At 70.3% G+C, this 18,380-nt stretch carries 1 protein-coding gene; it reads right to left on the minus strand.

All coding sequences use genetic code 11. From position 1 onward, the window contains the following. Window positions 1–615: 615 nt before the first annotated feature. Window positions 616–17,589 (minus strand): DUF7507 domain-containing protein, encoded by a 16,974-nt coding sequence (locus HKD39_RS11755; RefSeq protein ID WP_171200075.1) that lies wholly within the window; start codon window positions 17,587–17,589, stop codon window positions 616–618. Between the last annotated feature and the right edge of the window lie 791 nt (window positions 17,590–18,380).

Consider the following 18,380-nt stretch of genomic DNA (forward strand, 5'->3'; position numbering starts at 1 on the left):
CCCGAGCCCGACCAGTTGGTCGTCGCTGCGAGGATTGGGAGAATTCGGGCCAGGCACGCTGTCGGCTCGCCGCGCCGCGCCGCGCCGCGACATCGGCCAACGCTGCGGCCGCCCGGGCCCGACGCCTCCCCGCCCGGCACCAGCCAGCCTCGACCTCCGACAGCTCCGGCCGTGCTCTGACAGCCTCGGCCGCCCGGCACCAGCCAGCTTCCTCCGTCCTCGGCCGCCCAGGGAAAAATCGGTGCCTCGATGCGTCGTTGTCAGAACTGACCTGGGCAAACATCAATCGAGCAACGCATTCTTCCGTTCGACAGAGCCGGGCCACCCGCGCTGTTGCCTAGGAGTCCGGGCACGCTCGGCATACGGTGCGCAGCTCACCAGCGGAAAAACGTGCGCCTCGAACGGCAAAAGCCCAGGTCGATCTGGGCAAACGGCCATCGAGACACCGATTGTGCCGCTGATGACGGGCAGCGAACGCTGGCCGGCCACAGCCGCAGGGACCAGCGCGGCGTGGGCGGGCCGCCCGGACCGGCGCGGCGTGGCCGGGGTCGGAGCGGGCCCGCCGCGGCTCAGTCGGCGTCCGGTCCGCGCCGGTGCGGCAACCGCCTGGGGTGCCTACTGTTCCGTGCGCCGACGCCGGTAGCCCAGCACCACCAGCGCCGCGCCGAGCAGCAGCATCAGCACCGCCCATAGACTCAGCGTGTCCAGCGGCGCACCGGTGTTCGGCAGCTCTCCGCCGGGGCACTCGGGGCACGGCGGCGGGGGCTGCTCGGTCGGCCAGGTGCCGGTCGGCTGATCCGTCGGCCAGGTCCAGGTGGGCGGCACCGGCGGTTGTTCGGTCCCGGTCGGCGGTGTCGTTGTTCCGGTGCCGGTCGGGCCCGTTGTCGGCCCGGTGGTGGGACCGGTGGTCGGGCCGGTGGTGGGTCCGGTGGTCGGCGGGGTGGTGGGCGGCTGGGTACCGGGTGGCAGCACCGTCACCGTGCCGGATCCGTTGTTGCCGCCGGGGTTCGGATCGTCGGTGGACGACGACACCTTTGCGGTGTTCGCAACCGCGCCGCGCAGCGATTCGTCAATCGTGGTGCGGAAAGTGACGGACGTGCTGGCGCCGGCGGCGAGGTCGCCCAGCACACAGCGCACCGTCGTCCCCGACACCGCACAGCCGGCGGGCAGCGGCGTCACCGCCGTCAACCCCTTCGGCAGCGCATCGGTGAACGCCACCTCGTGGGCGGTCGCCGGGCCGGCGTTGCTGACCGTCACCGTCCAGCCGACGGTGCCGCCGGCGACAACCTGCTTGTCGGTGGGCGTCTTCACCACGGTCAGGTCGGCCAGCGCCGTCACCGGCGTGGTGACCTCGGCGGTGTTGTCCGCCGGGTCCTGCTCGTCCGGCGACACCACCGATGCCACGTTGCTCACCGAGCCGACCGCGGTCGCCGCCAGGGTGCCGCTGATGGTGACGGTCGCGGTGGCGCCGGGCGCAAGATTGCCGAGGGCACACAGCACCCTGCCGTTGCCGGGCGGCTGGCAGGTACCCGCTGACCCGGTGACGCTGCCCGCGGTCACGGTGGCCGGCAGGTTGTCGGTGACGACCACGTTGCGGGCGGTCGCGGTGTCGCTGGTGTTGCGCACCGTCACGGTCCAGTCGATCTGCCCGCCGGGCTTCACTTCTGCCTGCTTGGCGGTCTTCTCGATGGTCAGATTCGCCTTGGCGGTCTCCGAGCCGACCCGCGCGGTGTTGTTGCTGGGGTCGGGATCTCTGGCATCGGAACTCACGGTGGCGGAGTTGCCGATGGTGCCGGCGTTGGCGTCGGCGGCCAGGGTGCCGGTGATGGTGACGACGGCGTCGGCGCCGCTGGCCAGCGGCCCGTCGAGCGTGCAGGTGACCAGGTTGCTGTCGGCCACGGTGCACTCGCCGCCGTCCACAGTCGCTGTGACGCCGGTGATCTCGGTCGGCACCTGATCGGTGAAGGTGACGCCGGGCGCGGGTGACGGACCCTTGTTGCTGGCGGTCAGCGTGTAGGTCACCTGTTGACCGGGCTGCACCGGGTCCGGGCTGACGGCCTTGGTGAGCGCAAGGTCGGCAACCGGGCTGACGGTGGTCACCGATTGGTCGGTGTTGTCGCTCGGGTCACCCTCGTCCGGTGACGACACGGAGGCAGCGTTGACCAGCTCACCGTCGACGGCGGTCACCGTCGCGGTGATCGTCACCGTCGCGGACGCACCCGGTGCCAACTCGCCCAGCGTGCAGTTCAGCACCCCGTCGGTCACCGCACCGCAACTGCCCACCGACGCCTCGACCGCATCCACTCGCACACCGTCGGGGAGGTTGTCGACAACCCGCACATCCCTTGCGGCGGTGGCGGTGTCGGTGTTGGTCGCGGTGATGGTCCAGGTCAGCTTGCCGCCGGGTTCGACGGTGGCCAGGTCGGCGGTCTTGCTGATCGACAGATTCGCGGTGGTGGCCGTGGTGCCCACCGACCCCGCGTTGTTGCTCTCGTCTGGGTCTTCGGTGTTCGAGGTGACGGTGCCGGTGTTGCGGATGTTGCCGGCGTTGACGTCGCCGCCCACCGTGCCGCGGATGGTGACGACGGCGTCGGCGCCGGCCGGCAGCGGATTGGACAGTGTGCAGCTCACCTGATTGTCGGTGACCGAGCAGCGACCACCGGGCAGTTCGGCTGTGACTCCGGTGATCTCGGTCGGCACCTGGTCGGTGATCAGCACGCCCTCGGCGGCGGACGGACCGTAGTTGTGCGCGGTGAGGGTGTACGTCACCGGTTCGCCGCGGCGCACCGGATCGGGGGTGACCTTCTTGTTCATCGACAGGTCGGCCAGTGGGGTCAGCGGAGTTGTTTCGGCATCGGTGTTGTTGTCAGTGGTGGAGTCGTCCGGAGTCACCACGCTGGCGGTGTTCACCACAGCGGTGGTGGCATCGTCGTTCACCGTGCCGCTGATGGTGACGGTCGCGGTGGCGCCGGGCGCCAGGTTGCCGAGCGAACAGAGCACGGAACCGTTGTCCGGCGGCTGGCAGCTGCCGGTCGACGGGGTCGCCGTGCCGCCGGTCACGTTGGCCGGCAAGGTATCCGCCACCACCACGCTGCGCGCGGTGACGCTCTCGCTGCTGTTGGTGACGGTGATGGTCCAGCTGATCGCCCGGCCGGGGTAGGCGACATCCTGTGCCGCTGTCTTGGTGATGCTGACGTCGGCGGTCGCGGTGTTGGGACCCGCCGAGTCGGAGTTGTTGCCGAGGTCAGGGTCGGGGGTCTGGGCGAGCACGCTGCCGGTGTTGTTGATCTTTCCGGCAGGGGCGTCCGGCGACAGAGTGCCGGTGATGGTGACGACGGCGTCGGCACCCGCGGCGATCGCCGGGATGCGGCATTCCACCAGGTTGCCGGTGACGGTGCACTCGCCGCCGGGCAAAGTCGCTGCCACATCGGTGATCTCGTCGGGAACCGAGTCGGTGAACACCACACCGCGGGCGGTGGACGGGCCGTTGTTCTTGGCGGTCAGGGTGTAGGTAACGCCCTGACCGGGCACCACAGGGTCGGGGCTGACGGTCTTGGTCAGCTCAAGGTCGGCGGAGCCGGTGATCTGGGTGTCGACGCTGGCGTCCACCGCGGCTGAGGTGTCGGAGTTGGCAGTCGCCCGGTTGGTCACCGTGCCGGTGGCGTCCGGGTCGATGGTGCCGCGGACGGTGACGGTGGCGGACTCGCCGACGGCGAGATCGCCGACGGCACAGCCGGTCTGCGGGCAAGGGGTCTCGCCGGCCCGCAGCGTCAGGCCGGTCACCTGGTCCGGCGCCGGGTCGGTGACAACGACGTTGCGGGCCACCGACGGGCCGTTGTTGGTAACGGTCACCGTCCACTCGATCGGCTCACCGGCGACGGCGGTCTCCGGCCCGGTCTTGCGGATCGACAGGCCGGCGTCGCGCACCACGTACGGCCGGGAGACGTCGGAGTTGTCGTTGCCGTCGGCCTCTGGGGTGGCGGCGGCGATGCTCGCGGTGTTCTCCATCCGGAAGCGGGTCGGGTCGACCTGGTCGGCGGAGGCGGCGTCCCCGTACGCCGGGTCGACGGTGCCGGTCACCGTGATCACGGCGGCCGGGTCGGCGCCTTCCGGTTGGGGCGCAAGGGCTTCGGTGCTGCAGGTGAGTGTGCCGCCGGTGATGGCGCAGGTCCACCCGTCCGGCGCGGTCACCGCCGGGTCGGTGAAGCCGGCCGGCAGCCGGTCGGTGACGGTGATGTCCCTGGCCAGCGACGGGCCCTGGTTGCCGACGGCCAGCCGGAAGGTGAGCTGCTGGCCGGCCGTCACCGGGTCGGGGGTGGCGGTCTTGTTGATCACCAGATCGGCCTGTTGCTCGACGGTGATCGGCGGTGGGGTGCTGGTGTTGTCGGACGGATCGTTGTCGTCGGCGGCGGTGATGCTGCCGGTGTTGGCCATCCGCACGGTGTCGTCAGGGCCGGCGGTCGCGGCCTGGCTGTCGATGTCGTCCAGCACCCTGATGTCGGTGGCGATACGCGCTGTCACCGTGATGGGCGCGGCGGGGCCGACCGGCAGCACTCCGTCCGGCGGGGTGCAGGTGACGGTGCGGCCGTCGATGCTGCAGGTCCACCCGTCGGGGGCGGTCACGTCGGTCGGGGTCAGCCCGGCCGGGAACTCGTCGGTGAGCCGCACCTGGCGGGCGATCGACGGGCCGTTGTTGCTGGCCTGCAAGGTGTATTGCACGTCGGTGCCGGCGTAGTAGGGCCCGTTGGCCGGGGCGGTGACGGTCTTGTTGATGCTGACGTCGGACGCCCGCTCGACCGCGGAGTCGGCGGTGTCGGAGTTGTTGTCGCCGTCGGGGTCCGGCGTTGCGGTGTCACCGGTGGAGGCGACGGCCGCGGTGTTCTCGAGCGTGGTGCCCGGGTAGTCGGCGGCGAGCAGCCCGGTCAGCGTGACGGTGCTGGACTGTCCGGCCGGTACCCGGTCGAACACACACAAGACCTGCTGCACGTTGACGCTGCACTCGCCGGCAACCCCGCCGCCGTCGCGGGCAGCACTGATGCCGCTGACGCCGTCCGGCACGGTGTCGTTCAGGTGCACGGCCACCGCGTCGGACGGTCCGGCGTTGCTCACCTCGAGGGTCCAGCTGACGCTGCGCCCAGGGGTCACCGTCGCCGGGCCGGTCTTGGTGACGCTGAGGTCGGCGCTGGGTGCGGTCGGCGTGGTGACGTCGCCGGTGGCGACACCGGACGGCTGCTCGCCGGTGGTCCAGGTGGCCGTCGCGGTGTTGGCGATGTTGCCGGCGGCCGCCGAATTGACCGTCACCGGAACGGTCACCGTCACCGATCGGCCGGCGGGCAGGGTGCCGATGTCGCAGTTCACGGTGCCGTCGGCACCGACCGCGGCGCAACTGCCGATGGACGAGGTCGGGGTGCCGTCCGCGGTCAGCTGGTCGGGCAGCGGGTCGGTGACCCTGACGCCCTGCGCGTCCGACGGCCCGTCGTTGGTGACGGTGATGGTGTAGCCGGCGGACCGGCCGGGCACCAACGGGTTCGGGGTCGCCGTCTTCACCACGGTGAGCGCAGCAGTGGTGGTCACGGTCGCGGTGGTCTGTGCGGAGTCGTTGTCGCCGTTGGGATCCGGAGTCGGCGAGTCGATCCTGGCCAGGTTGGTGAGGGTGCTGCCGTTGCCGGCCGCGGGCGAGACGGTTCCGGTCATGGTGATCCGGACGTCGCTGTCGGTACCGCCGGGCGCGGCCGCGATGTCGCCGAGCGCGCAGTCGGCCGGGTCGCAGGTGCTGCCGTCCGGCAGCGTCGCCACCACGCCGGACACGTTGGCGGGCAGGGTGTCGGCGAGCTGGACACCGCGGGCGGTGGACGGACCGTCGTTGTGCACCGTCACGGTCCAGCTGATCTGCTCCCCCGCGGTGACGCGCTCCGGCCCGGTCTTGGTGACCGACAGGTCGGCGCGTTCGCCGATGGTGGCCTCCACCGTCGAGGTGTTGTTGTCCGGTACCGGGTCGGCGGTGTCGGACTCGACGCGTGCGGTGTTCGGCACCGTCGTCAGGTTCTGCGCGGCAACCCCGGAGACGCGGATCTCGATCGGGTCGCTGCCGGCCGGGAGATCGCCGAGGGCGCAGGTGATGTCGGGACTGCTGACCCGGCACTGCGGCGAATCGACCTGCAGGTCGGTGAACTGTGCCGGCACCGTGTCGCCGACCCGCACCGCGCGGGCGGTGGAGGGCCCGTTGTTCAGCACGGTGAGCACGAAGGTGACGCGCTGCCCGGCGATCACCTCGCCGTCGATGCGCTTGCTGATCTGCACGTCCGCGCTGGTGTTGATGGTGATGCCAGGCGTTGTCGCGGTGACCGGGTCGGCCTCGGCGGCGTCAGCGGCGGCGGTGTTGGTAAAGGTGCCGGTGGCGTCAGCGGCGACGGTTCCGGTCACCACCACCCGCACGGTGGCGCCGGGGTCGAGGGTACCGGCGCTACAGGTCACCGTGCCGTCGGTGACGGAGCAGTCGGTGCCGTCCGGCCCGCTGGCCGAAACGTTCTGCAGCGCAGCGGGAATCGGGTCGGTGATGCTGACCGCGGTGGCGGTGGAAGGCCCGTTGTTGGTGACGTCGATGGCGAACTGCACCGGGTGCCCGGCCACCACATCGGCCTGGTCGGTGAGCAGTGTCTTGCTGATCGCCAGCTTCGCGGAGCGGGTCACCGCGGTGCTGGTGCCGGCGTCGTTGTTGTCGCGGTTCGGGTCGGCGGTGGCGGAGTCGACGGTCGCGGAGTTATCCAGGGCGGCGCCGGCATAGCCGGCGTCAACGTCAGCACGCAGCGTCACGGTGGCGGTGTCGCCGGCCGGAACGGTGCCGAGCGAGCAGGTGACGGTGCGTTGGTCGTCGCCGACGGTGCAGCCGGCCGGCAGCTGCAGTGACCCGGCAGCGAGCCCGTCGGGCAGGGTGTCGGTAACGGTGACGGTGCGGGCATCCGAGGCGCCGGCGTTGCGGACGGTCAGTGTCCAGGCGATCGCCGAGCCGGCGGTGACGGTGGCCGGGCCGGTCTTGGCCAGCGACAGATCGGCCGAGGTGGCGACGGGCGTGTCGACGCTGTCACTGGTGCCGCCGCGCGGGTCGGTCGGCGAGGAAACCGTTGCGGTGTTGCCCACCTGTTGGCCGGAGTAGCCGCTGTCGAGGGTGCCGGAAACCGTGACGAGCACGGTGGATCCGGCGGCGACGGTGCCGACGGCGCAGTCGATCTGCCCGTCGGCAACGATGCACTGCTGCGCGCCGGCCGGGTCGTCGCCGATGGCCGCGCGAACCCCGGTGACCCCGGCCGGGACCCGGTCGGTGAGCCGCACCGCTACGGCGTCGGACGGTCCGCTGTTGCCGATGCTGATGCGCCAGCCGATGCTGCCACCGGCGGTCGCCGGGTTGGTGGTCGACTGCTTGTCGACGGTCAACGCGGCGGTGGCGGTGATCGGGGTGCTCGCGGTGTCGGAGTTGTTGCCCGGCAACGGGTCTTCGGTGGTTGAACTGCCGATCGCGGTGTTGGCAAGGGTTCCGGTGGCGTCGCTGGCCAGGGTGCCGGTGATGCGGAAGGTGGCGCTGGCGCCGTTGGGCAGAGTGCCGACAGCGCAACCGATGTCGTTTCCTGCCACCCGGCACGGCTCCGCGGTGCCCCCGGTGGACAGCACCGGGTCGGTCGCGCGTACGCCGGTGACGGTCGCGGGTACCTGGTCGTCGACCCTGACGTTCTCGGCCGCGGCCGGACCGCGGTTGGTGACGGTGACCTGCCAGGTCAGCGGTGATCCGGCCACCGCGGCGCCGACCAGCTGCTTGGTCACCGCCAGGTCGGCGCGGGCCGCCACCGGGGTGGTGACCGGCGCGGTGTTGTCGCTGGTGTCGCTGTCGTCCGGGGTGCTCAGCGTTGCGGTGTTGGTGATGCTGCCGACGGCGCGGTCGGAGACGATGCCGGTAATGGTGATGGTGGCCGTCGCACCGGCGGCGAGGGTGCCGAGCCGGCACGGCAGCACCCCACCGACCGCCGCGTCACAGGAGCCGGCACTCGGCGCAATGCTGGTGACCCGCACCGCATCGGGAAGGTTGTCCGTCACCAGCACGTCGCGGGCGCTGCCGGGGCCGGTGTTGCGCACGGTGATGGTCCAGGTGACGGGTGAGCCCGGCACCACCACCCGCGGCTCGGCCACCTTGTCGATGGTCACCGAGGCGCGCTCGGTCTGCGCACCGACGGTCGAGGTGTTGTTCTCCGGATCGGTGTCCGGGGTGTTGCTGGACACGCCGGCGGTGTTGCTGATCTCGCCGGCCGGGACGGTGGCGTCAAGAGTGCCGCGAACGGTGACGGTGCTGGTGGTGCGCGGGCCGAGGTCGCCGAGATCGCAGGCCAGCACACCGTTTTGGATGGCGCAGCTACCAACGCTGGTGGTGACCTGCGGGTTCTGCAGCGAGGCCGGGAGCTGGTCGGTCAGCGCGGCGCCGGCCGCGGTGGCCGGGCCGGCGTTGCGAACCGTCATGGTGTAGGTGACGGGCTGGCCGGGTACCACCGGGTTCGGGGAAACGGTCTTGTCCACCGACAGGTCGGTGGAGCGGCTGACGGTGACGTCGGCGGTGTCGGAGTTGTTGCCGGTGTTGGGATCCGGAGTGGCCGGGTTGTCGCCGCTCGCGGTGGAGACCACCTCGGCGCCGTTGCTGATCACCCCGGCCGGCGCCGCCGGATCCAGCTGCCCGACGACGGTGATCCGCACGCTGGCACCCGGGGCGAGATCGCCGAGGGCACAGCTGGTTGCGGTGCAGGTGCCGGCGGTGCTGGTGAGCCGCGCCCCGGTGACCCCGGCCGGAATCGCGTCGGTGAGCTGCACCGCTCTGGCCACGGACGGTCCGGCATTGCGCACGGTGATGGTCCAGGAAACCGGTTCGCCGGCCTGGACCGCGGCGTTGTCGGCAACCTTGGTGAGCTGTAGGTCGGCTTGGGTCTGCAGCTCGGTGCTGCTGCTGTCCGAGTTGTTGCCAGGAGTCGGGTCGGTGGTGTCGGTGCGGACCGACGCGGTGTTGTCGATGCTGGCGCGGGTGTCGTCGGCGGGAACCGTTGCGGAGACCCGGATCTGCACCGCGGCCGCGGCGCCGGGCGCGAGCGGCTCTGCCAGTTCACAGCTGAGGGTGCCGCCGGTGACGGTGCAGGTGACGCCGTCCGGCGCGGTCACGGTGGGGTTGGTCAGTCCGGCCGGCAGCGCGTCGGTGATCACCACGCCGCGGGCCACCGACGGCCCGTTGTTGGTGACGGTCAACGCGAAGCTGATGCGTTCGCCGGCGATCACGGTGGCGTCGGCCTGCTTGTCGATGCTGACGTCGGCCTGCGCGGCGACCTCGACCGGCGAGTTGACCTCGTTGTCGCTCGGTTTGCTGTCCGGAGTTGTCGGGTCGGTGGATTCCACCGATGCGGTGTTGTCGATGGTGCTGCCGGGGTATGCCGGATCGAGCCGACCGGTCACCAGCACCTGTACCGAACTGTCCGGCGCCAGGTTGCCGAGGTCGCAACCCGTTGTGTCGCAACTGATGCCGTCAGCACCTGGGCCCTGCGGAGTGAGGCGCACGGCACTGAGCCCGGCCGGGATCCGGTCGGTCAGCCGAACCGCGTTGGCGGTGGACGGCCCCTTGTTGGTGACGGTGATGGTCCAGCTGACGTCGGTGCCGGGCACCGCCGCCTGCGGGCCGACCTTGCTGATGGAAAGGTCGGCGTCACGGGTCACCTCGGTGACGCTGGTGGCGGTGCGGCCGTCGTCGCCGCCGCCCGGTTCCGGGGTCGGCGAGGTGATGGCCACGGTGTTGCTGATCCGATCGCCGGCGAAGGCCGGATCGACCGCTCCGGTGAGGGTGATCGTCACCCTGGCCGGGTCGCCCACCCCGACGACACCGAGATCGCAGCGCAAGGTCCCGTCGCTGACGGCACAATCGCCCTGACTGGCCGCTGCCACCCGGGCGCCGGTGACCCCGGCCGGGATGGCATCGGTGAGCACCACCTGCTGGGCGTCGGACGGTCCGGCGTTGGAGACCTCGATGGTCCAGCTGATCGGTTGACCGGCCACGATGGTGGCCGGTGCGGTCTTGGTGACCAGCAGGTTCGCGGCCGGCGCCACCCCGGTGGTGATGGTGGCGGTGTCGTTGTCCGCGTTGGGATCTGCGGTGGTGCTGCTGACCTGGGCGGTGTTGGTGACGTCGGTGGTGACACCGGTCGCCACCCGCACCAGCAGCGGAACCGAGAAAGTTTCGCCGGCGGCCAGCGTGTCCCGGGTGCACGACACGATCCCGGCGGAACTGGTGCAGCTGGCGGGCAGGTCGCCCTCGACGGAGATGCCGGCGGGCAGCGGGTCGGACACCACGACGCCGGTGGCGTCCGACGGCCCGGCGTTGCGCACGCTGAGGGTGTAGGTGGCGGTGGAGCCGGGCACCAGCGGGTCGGGGCTCACCGACTTGCTCATCGCCAGGTCGGCGGTGCGGGTGACGGGGGTGGTCACCTGGGCGGTGTTGTTGCCGCCGTTCGGGTCAGCCGTCGGCGAAGACACCCCGACGGCGTTGGTCAGCTCAGTGGCCGACGAGTTGGCCGGAATCGTTGCGGTGACGGTGATCTGGATGCTGGCGCCGCTGGCGATGTTGCCGACGGCGCAATTGGCCGGGTCGCAAGCGGTGCCGTTGGGCAGCTGCGCCCTGACATTGCTCAAGCCCTCGGGAACGGTGTCGCTGACCACGACGGACCTTGCGGTGGACGGCCCGGCGTTGCGCACCGTCACCGTCCAGCTGACGTCGGAGCCTGCGGTTGCGGACTCCGGCCCGGACTTGCTGACGGCAAGGTCGGCGGACTCACCGATGGTGGCGTCGGCGGCCGACGAGTTGTTGCCGGAGATCGGGTCGGGTGTGCTGGCATCCACGGCGGCGATGTTGGTGAAGGTCTCGTCGAGCGAGGGCGCGACGGTTCCGGTGACGGTGAGCTGCACGCTGTCGCCGTCGGCCAGATCGCGCAGGTCGCAGTTCAGGTCGTTGCCGGTGAAGCTGCAGGTGCCGGCGGCGGCGGCGATCTGCACCTGCGGGAACAGCACCTGGGTCGGCACGTCGTCGGTGACGGTGACGCCGCGCGCGGTGGACGGGCCGTTGTTGGTGACGATGATCCGGTAGCTGATCTGGCCGCCGGCCACCGGCGGGCCCGAGGTGAGCGCCTTGGCTATCGACAGGTCCGCCGAGGTGCTGACGGGCGTGGTTGAGGTGTCGGAGTTGTTGTCCCCGTTCGAGTCCGGCTCGGCGCCGGTGACGCCGGCGGTGTTCGCCAGGGTCGCCTGGTTGTAACCGGCGGCCAGGGTGCCGGAGACCGTCACCACCACCTCGGCGCCGGGAGCGAGCGTGCCGAGCAGGCAGTTCACGTCTTGCCCACTGACGGTGCACTGATCCGCGCCGGCACCCGACACCGCCGTCACGGGTGTAACGGCGGCCGGCACGGCGTCGGTGAGCGTCACGTCGGTGGCTGTCGACGGGCCGGCGTTGTGTACCCGCAGCTGCCAGGAAACCTGCTGGCCGGCAACAAAGGTGCCGACCGCGGTCTTGCTGACCGACAGGTCGGTGCTGGCATCGATGGCGGTGGGCCACTGGCCGGTGTTGTCGGTGCTGTCCGGGTCGGGCGTCGCGCTGGTGGCGGTGGCCACGTTGTTCACCCGGCCGCCGCGGAACGCTGGGTCGACGGTGCCGGTGACCCGTACCTGCACGGTGGCGCCGACAGCGAGATCGCCGACCTGGCAGGTGATTTCGCCGCCGCTGGCCGCTGGGCAGGCGACTGCGCCGATGGCCGCGGAAATATCCGTGATTCCGGCCGGGACGGTGTCGGTGACGCTCACCGAACGCGCCGCCGACGGCCCGTTGTTGGTGACGTTCACCTCCCAGGTGATGCGCTCGCCGGCGGCCGCGGTGGCCGGCCCGGTCTTGCTCACCGCCAGGTTCGCCGAAGTGGTGATGTCGACCCCGGCGGTGCCGGAGTTGTTGGTGGGGTCGGGATCCGGCGTCGCGGCATCGACACCGGCGGTGTTGGTGATCCGGGCGCCGGTGTAGTTGGCGTTGACGGTGCCGGACACCGTGATCGAGGCGTTCCCGCCGTCCGGCAGCGCGCCGACGCTGCAGCGCACCCGGCCGGAGACGATCGGGCACTCGGTGTCGCCGAAGCGCGCCACCGGATTGTCGATGCCCTCGGGGATCTGGTCGGTGACCACCACACCGGCGGCGTCGGACGGGCCGGCGTTGTGCACCTGCAGGGTGAACGACACCGGTCCACCGGCGACGGCGGAGGCGGCGCCTGCGGTTTTGGTCAGCGACAGGTCGGCGCTGGTCGCCACCTCTTTGCTGGCGCTGGTGGAGTTGTTGTCCTCGTCGGGGTCTGCGACCGGCGAGCTGACCGTCGCATCGTTCGTCACCGCGGCGGGAGCGTCGGACGCGACGTTGCTGGTGACCCTGATACCGACGCTGGAGCCGGCGGGAACGGTGCCGAGGGCGCACGTCACCGGGCTGCCGGTGATGTCGCAGCTGCCCTGGTCGGGGGTGGCCGAGACGATGCTGGCACCGGGCCCGAGAGTGTCGGTGACGGCCACCGAGGTGGCGTCGGACGGGCCGTTGTTGGTAACGGTCACCAGCCAGGTCATCGGTGCGCCGGCGACCGGGCTCGCGGTCAGCGCGGTCTTGGTGATCGCCAGATCGGCTGCGGCCGTGACGGTGTCGGTGACGCTGGCGGTGGCCGGCTCGTCGGTGTGGTCGGAGGTGGCGGTGGCGGTGTTGGTGATCCGGGTGCCGACGGCGGCGGTCGCGGGTACCAGCACCACCAGCTTCACGGTGCGGCTCTGCGGCACGCTGCTGACGTTGCCTTCGTCGTCGGTCTGCAAGACCGGGGGGTCGATCGGGTCCCAGGTACAGCTCACCTCGCCGTCGGCGAAGCGGCAGGTGCCGTTGTCCGATGCGGTGGCAGAGACAAAGCTGGTGCCGGCCGGGATCGGGTCGGTGAGCACCGCGTTGGACGCGGTGGACGGCCCCTCGTTGGTGACGGTGAGCTGGTACTCCAGCTGCCGCCCGGCCACCACCGGGTCGGTGACGGTCTCCTTGGCCAGCGTCAGAACCGAGACACCGTCGATGGTTTCGTCGATCTTCGCGACGTTGTTGGAGTCGACCGGGTCGGGGGTGCTGGCGTCGGCGTCGACCGTCGCGGAGTTGGTGAAGGACTCCCCGGCGGCGTCAGGGGACACCTGGTAACGGGCCACGACGGTGACGGTCTGGCCAGGGGCCAGGTTGCCCAACTCGCAGGAAAGGGTTCGCGCTGACACCGCGCAGGAGCCGGCGGTGGGCGAGGCGTCGATCAGGCTCAGCCGCTCGGGGGTCGGGTCCAGCAGTTTCACGGCACGGGCGGTGGACGGGCCCTTGTTGGTGACGGTGAGCAGGTAGCTGGCCTGCGCCCCGGCGACCGGGGGGATGTCGGCGTAGCGGGCCTTGGTTACCGCCAGGTCGGCGCTGGTCTGAACGGTGGTGGTGACCGAAGCCGTTCTGGTGTCGGGATTCCCGGGCACCGGGGAGTCGACTACCGCGCGGTTGGTGAGGGTGGTGCCGGGATCGAGATCGGGCCGGGTCTGCGCGATCACCCTGACGGTCACGCTGGCCCCCACCGCGACGGTCCCCAGGGTGCAGTTGACGCTGCGCCGGTCGTCGCTGGCGGTGCAGGTGCCGGCCGAGGTCTGCAGCCCGTCGGGCGCGATGGTCATTCCGTCGGGCAACGCATCGCTGAGGGTGACGCCGGTGGCGTTCGAAGGGCCCGGGTTGGTGATCACCATGTCGTAGGCGACGGTTTGCCCGGCCAGCACCGTCTCCGGCGCGGTCTTGGTCAGGGTGAGGTCGGCCTGGGTGCTGACCGGCGGGTTCACCGAAGCCGTGTTGTTGCCCTGGTTGGTGTCGGTGGTCGCGGAGGTCGCGGTGGCCGAGTTGGGCAGGGTGCCGGTGGCGTCCGGCGCGACGGTGCCGTTGATGTAGATCGTTGTGGTGGCACCGACATCCAGCGTTCCGACGTTGCAGGTCACGGTCTGGCCGCTGACACTGCAGGTGCCTCGGTCGGTGTTCACGGTGCCGATCCGGAACCCCGCGGCCAGGGTGTCGGTGATGCGGACGGTCTGCGCGTCCGACGGGCCGGGGTTGGTGGCGGTGAGCACCCACTGCGCCGACTTGCCGGCCACCAGCGGTGTCGGATTCACCGACTTCTCCAGCTGCACGTCGGCCTGGGTCACCACGGTGACGTTGGCGGACGAGACGTCGTTGGCCGGGTTGGTGTCGGCGGTGCTGGCGCCGACCCGGGCGGTGAAGGTGACGGTGCCCGGCTGGGTGTCCGGGTTGATCTTGGCCGTCAGCGGGATGGTGATCTCTTGGTCCGGCTGGAAGGTACCGAGGTTGCAGGTGACGGTGTTGCCGGTGATGGTGCAAGCCCCGCCGGACGAGCCGGGCACCGGTGTGGTTCCCGGCGGCAACTGCCCGGTGACCACGACGCCGTTGGAGGTGGACGGGCCATTGTTCTTGACCACCAACGTCAACGGCACGTTCTGCCCGGCTGCCACCGGTGTGGTCGGACCGGTCAGGGTGACCTGCATGTCGGCCTGGGCGGTCACCTGCGTTGTTGAGGTGACGGTGTTGTCGCCGAGCGATGGATCGCCCGGCGTCTCGGCCTTGACGGTGGCGGTGTTCGACGAGGTGTTGCGGGCGGAGGCGGCGATGGTGCCGCTGAAGCTGACGGTCTTGTTGGTGCCACCGACCATGTCGCCGAGGTTGCAGGTGATGGTGTTGCCGCTGATGCTGCAGTCCGATGGCAGGTTCCCCGGCGGAATGGTGACGCCGCTCGGCAGGGTGTCGGTGAGCTGGACGTTCCTGGCGTCCGATGGGCCCTTGTTGGTCGCCACCAGGGTGTAGGTGACAGGGCCGCCGGCGACCAGCGGCGATGGCGAGGTCTGTTTGGTCAGCGCGAGGTCGGCCAGCGGATCGGCGCTCGAGGTGCTGCTGGCGGTGTTGTTGCCCGCCACCGGGTCAGGGGTGCCGCTGGACACCGTCGCGGTGTTGGTGATGGTGCCGGTGGCGCCGGACGGGACGGCAGCGACGAAGCTGACCGTCGCGGTGCCGCCGGGCGCCAGCGCGCCGACGTTACAGGTGACGGTGCCGCCGGTCGCGGTGCAGCCGGACGCGCTGGAGTCGAACGTCAACCCGGTCGGGATCGGGTCGCGGACAACAACATTGGTGGCTGTCGACGGGCCGATGTTCTGCACCTGCATGGTGTAGGTGACGTTCTCGCCCGGCCGGATCGGGTTGGGGTTCTGGGATTTGGTCAGCGCCAGATCGGCCGACGGGCTGACGTCCTTGCTGGCGGTGGCGGTGTTGTTGTCGCGATTGGCGTCGGGGGTGGGGCTGCTCACCGTCGCGGTGTTGCTGACCGCCGTGGTGCGGGCCGGGTCGACCAGATAGGTCAGCCGCAGCTGGATGCTGGTGCTGGCAGCCATCGAACCGAGGTTGCAGTTGATGCCGTTGTTCGCGATCGGGCAGGTGCCGGAGGTGGTACTGGACACCGACTGCAGCGTCATCCCGGGCGGGGCCGGGTCGTTGACGGTGACGTCGGTGGCGTCCGACGGCCCGTTGTTGGTGACGGTGACGGTGAAGATCGCGGTGCGTCCGGGGACGATCGGGTTGGCCGGCGGAGTTTTGGTGATGGCGAGGTCGGCCTGCCGCGCCACCGGTACCGTCACCTGGCTGCGGTTGTTGGCGTTGTTGGGATCCGGGGTCGGCGACGAGATGGTGGCCCAGTTGGCCAGCGTCGCTGCGGTGTTGTTGGAGTTCACCAGCACCGTGATGGTGAAGCTCCTGTTGCTGCCGGGATCCATGTCGCCGACGGTGCAGTTCACCGTGCCGCCGGTCTGTGCGCATCCGTCGCTGGCGCCGACAAAGGTGGTGCCGGGCGGCAGGTCGTCGGCGATGCTGACGTTCCGGGCGATGGACGGCCCGGCGTTGCTGGCCCGCACCGTGTATGTCACCCGCTGGCCGGCGGTCGCGGTCTGCACGTCCGCGGTCTTGGTGATCGACAGGTCCGCCTGCGCGGTGACCTGGGTGACGGCGCTCGCGCTGTTGTTACCGGTCTGGTAGTCGGAGGTCTGTGAGCTGACGGTGGCGGTGTTGGTGACGGCGCCGGATGCATAGCCTGCCGATATGGTCGCGACGATGGTGGCGCTGGCACTGGCTCCGTTGGCCAGGTTCGCCGCGGTACACGTGACGGTGCCGCCGCTGTTGGCACAACTGAGACCGGTGCCGGTGGCCGACACGAACGTCAGGCCGGCCGGCAACGTGTCGGTGACACTGACGCCGGCGGCGGCGCTTGGGCCATTGTTGGTGACGCCCAGCTGGTAACTGATCCGGTTGCCGGCCAGCGCTGTAGCCGGTGCGGTCTTGGTGATGGCCAGGTCGGCGGCGGCCGCGACCGGCGTGCTGGCGTCGTTCGACGTCGACGTCCTGGTGGAGTTGTCGAGCGGATCGTTGAACGTCGCGGTGGCGGCATTGGTGACGGTGGTCTCGGCGGCACTCGGGTTCACCGTCACCCGGAAGCTGACGGTCACCGCGTCGGCGGGGTCAAGGCGTCCGCCGGCTGTCGGCGTCGCCTCGTTGCCGACGTTGAACACCACCCGCCGGCCGGCGGCGTCGTAATAGGCGGTGTCGTCGCCGGTGGCGTCGGTCTTGCTGACGTTGGTCTCGGCCGGGCCGGCCACCACCTTCAGCGACCCGGGAACGTAGCTGGTGTTCGCCGGGATCGCATCGGCGATGGTGACGCCGGTGGCCCGGTCACCGCCCTTGTTGGTGGTGGTCACGGTGTACTCGATGGTGTCGCCCACCTTGGCAGGGTTGTTGCCGGACACCACTTTTGCCGACTTGTCGGTGATCAGGCAGGGCGCGGTACCGAAGGTGACGCCGTCGAGAAAGTTTCCGACGCTCAGCAGGCCGCCGGCGGAACTGATCGCCTCGAACTGCAGCCGGGTGGTGGTCTGGCCGGCCGGCACCGTGTAGACACCGGAGTGCTGTCCCCATCGGGTGTTTCCGTCGGACAGTCGGGTTTGCTCGGCCAGGATGCCGCCGGGCGCCCCGAATTTCACCGCCATCACGTCGACGCCGCTGCGGCCCCGGTGGTACAGGCTCCAGCGCAGCTGGGTGCCGGGCACCGTCGGCACGTCCTGGTACAGCCCGGACGCGGTATTGGCGTTGAGCTCGGCGAACTGTTTGCCGACGGCCGACGGCACGCCCTGGAACCCGGTGGACCAGAGCTCGATCATGCCGTCGCGGGCGGTGGTGTTCCAGCCGGGGACGGAGGTCTGGCTCATGATCTGGTAGTTGTTGGCCGGGATCACCGGGTTCTCGAACGAGCCGTTGGTCAGGCCGACCGAGCCCTGGCACACCGTCGGGTTCTGCGCGGCCGGCGTCACCTGGGTTGGTCTGGGCGGCACCGGGACGATCGACGGCAGCACGTTGGTGATAACCAGCAGGCTCGCCACCAGGGCGGCGACCACGCCGATCACGGTCCAACTACGCGCGGCGGAGCGGTCGGCAACCGGACGCCAGCTGCCATGCCGAAGGCTGCCGCGTGCGAAAGCGCGGCCGCTTCGGCCCTACCCTGAGAATGCCGACCCAATATCGCAGTCCTTCTTGGGCGGCGTGCAGCTGGCGCGACACGCGTGTGGTTTTGCGGAGATCGTCACACACGCGGGGGCCAGGCGCCAACCGGTTGCCGCACATCGGTTTTCGTCCATGACAGCGGGTGACCGCGAGGGCGATCTATCGGGTTCGGATACGTCACCTACGGCCCTAACGGGCTACCGGAAGCGCCGCCCGATGATCACGAAGAGTGCGCGCCGTTCGGCTCCCGAGAATCTCTCCGGCTGCTTTCTCCGGAAATCGTGCCGCTCAGGCTGCCGGGAATCGGGCGGTGGGCGCCGACCGTTACCGACCCGAGACCAATCCAGGCCTAGTAAAGACGAATTCATCCAACCGGACGACACGTCCTTCGAATCTGGACCGCCCTGCTCTCGAACAGCGGCACTCGAACGAGTGAACACATTCCAAACTTTGTGATAGTTCCCGTTCCGATCAGTCTCCATGTGTAGCCAGCCGTCCGAATCGCCGGAGGGCAACGAGCGCTCCGCAGGCCCGAACGGTTGGCGCCGCCTGTCCTGTCGAACGCGTTCCGTGACATGCTCGAACAAATTCGGAAGCGGGCATCACCGCGACCCCGCTACCAGCGGCAGTGCGGCTGACCCAGGAATCGGGCAACAGCAGTCATCAGCCAACAGCAGTCAGCCACTGCAGGACC

The sequence above is a fragment of the Nakamurella aerolata genome (assembly GCF_013002705.1).
GTDB lineage: Bacteria > Actinomycetota > Actinomycetes > Mycobacteriales > Nakamurellaceae > Nakamurella > Nakamurella aerolata.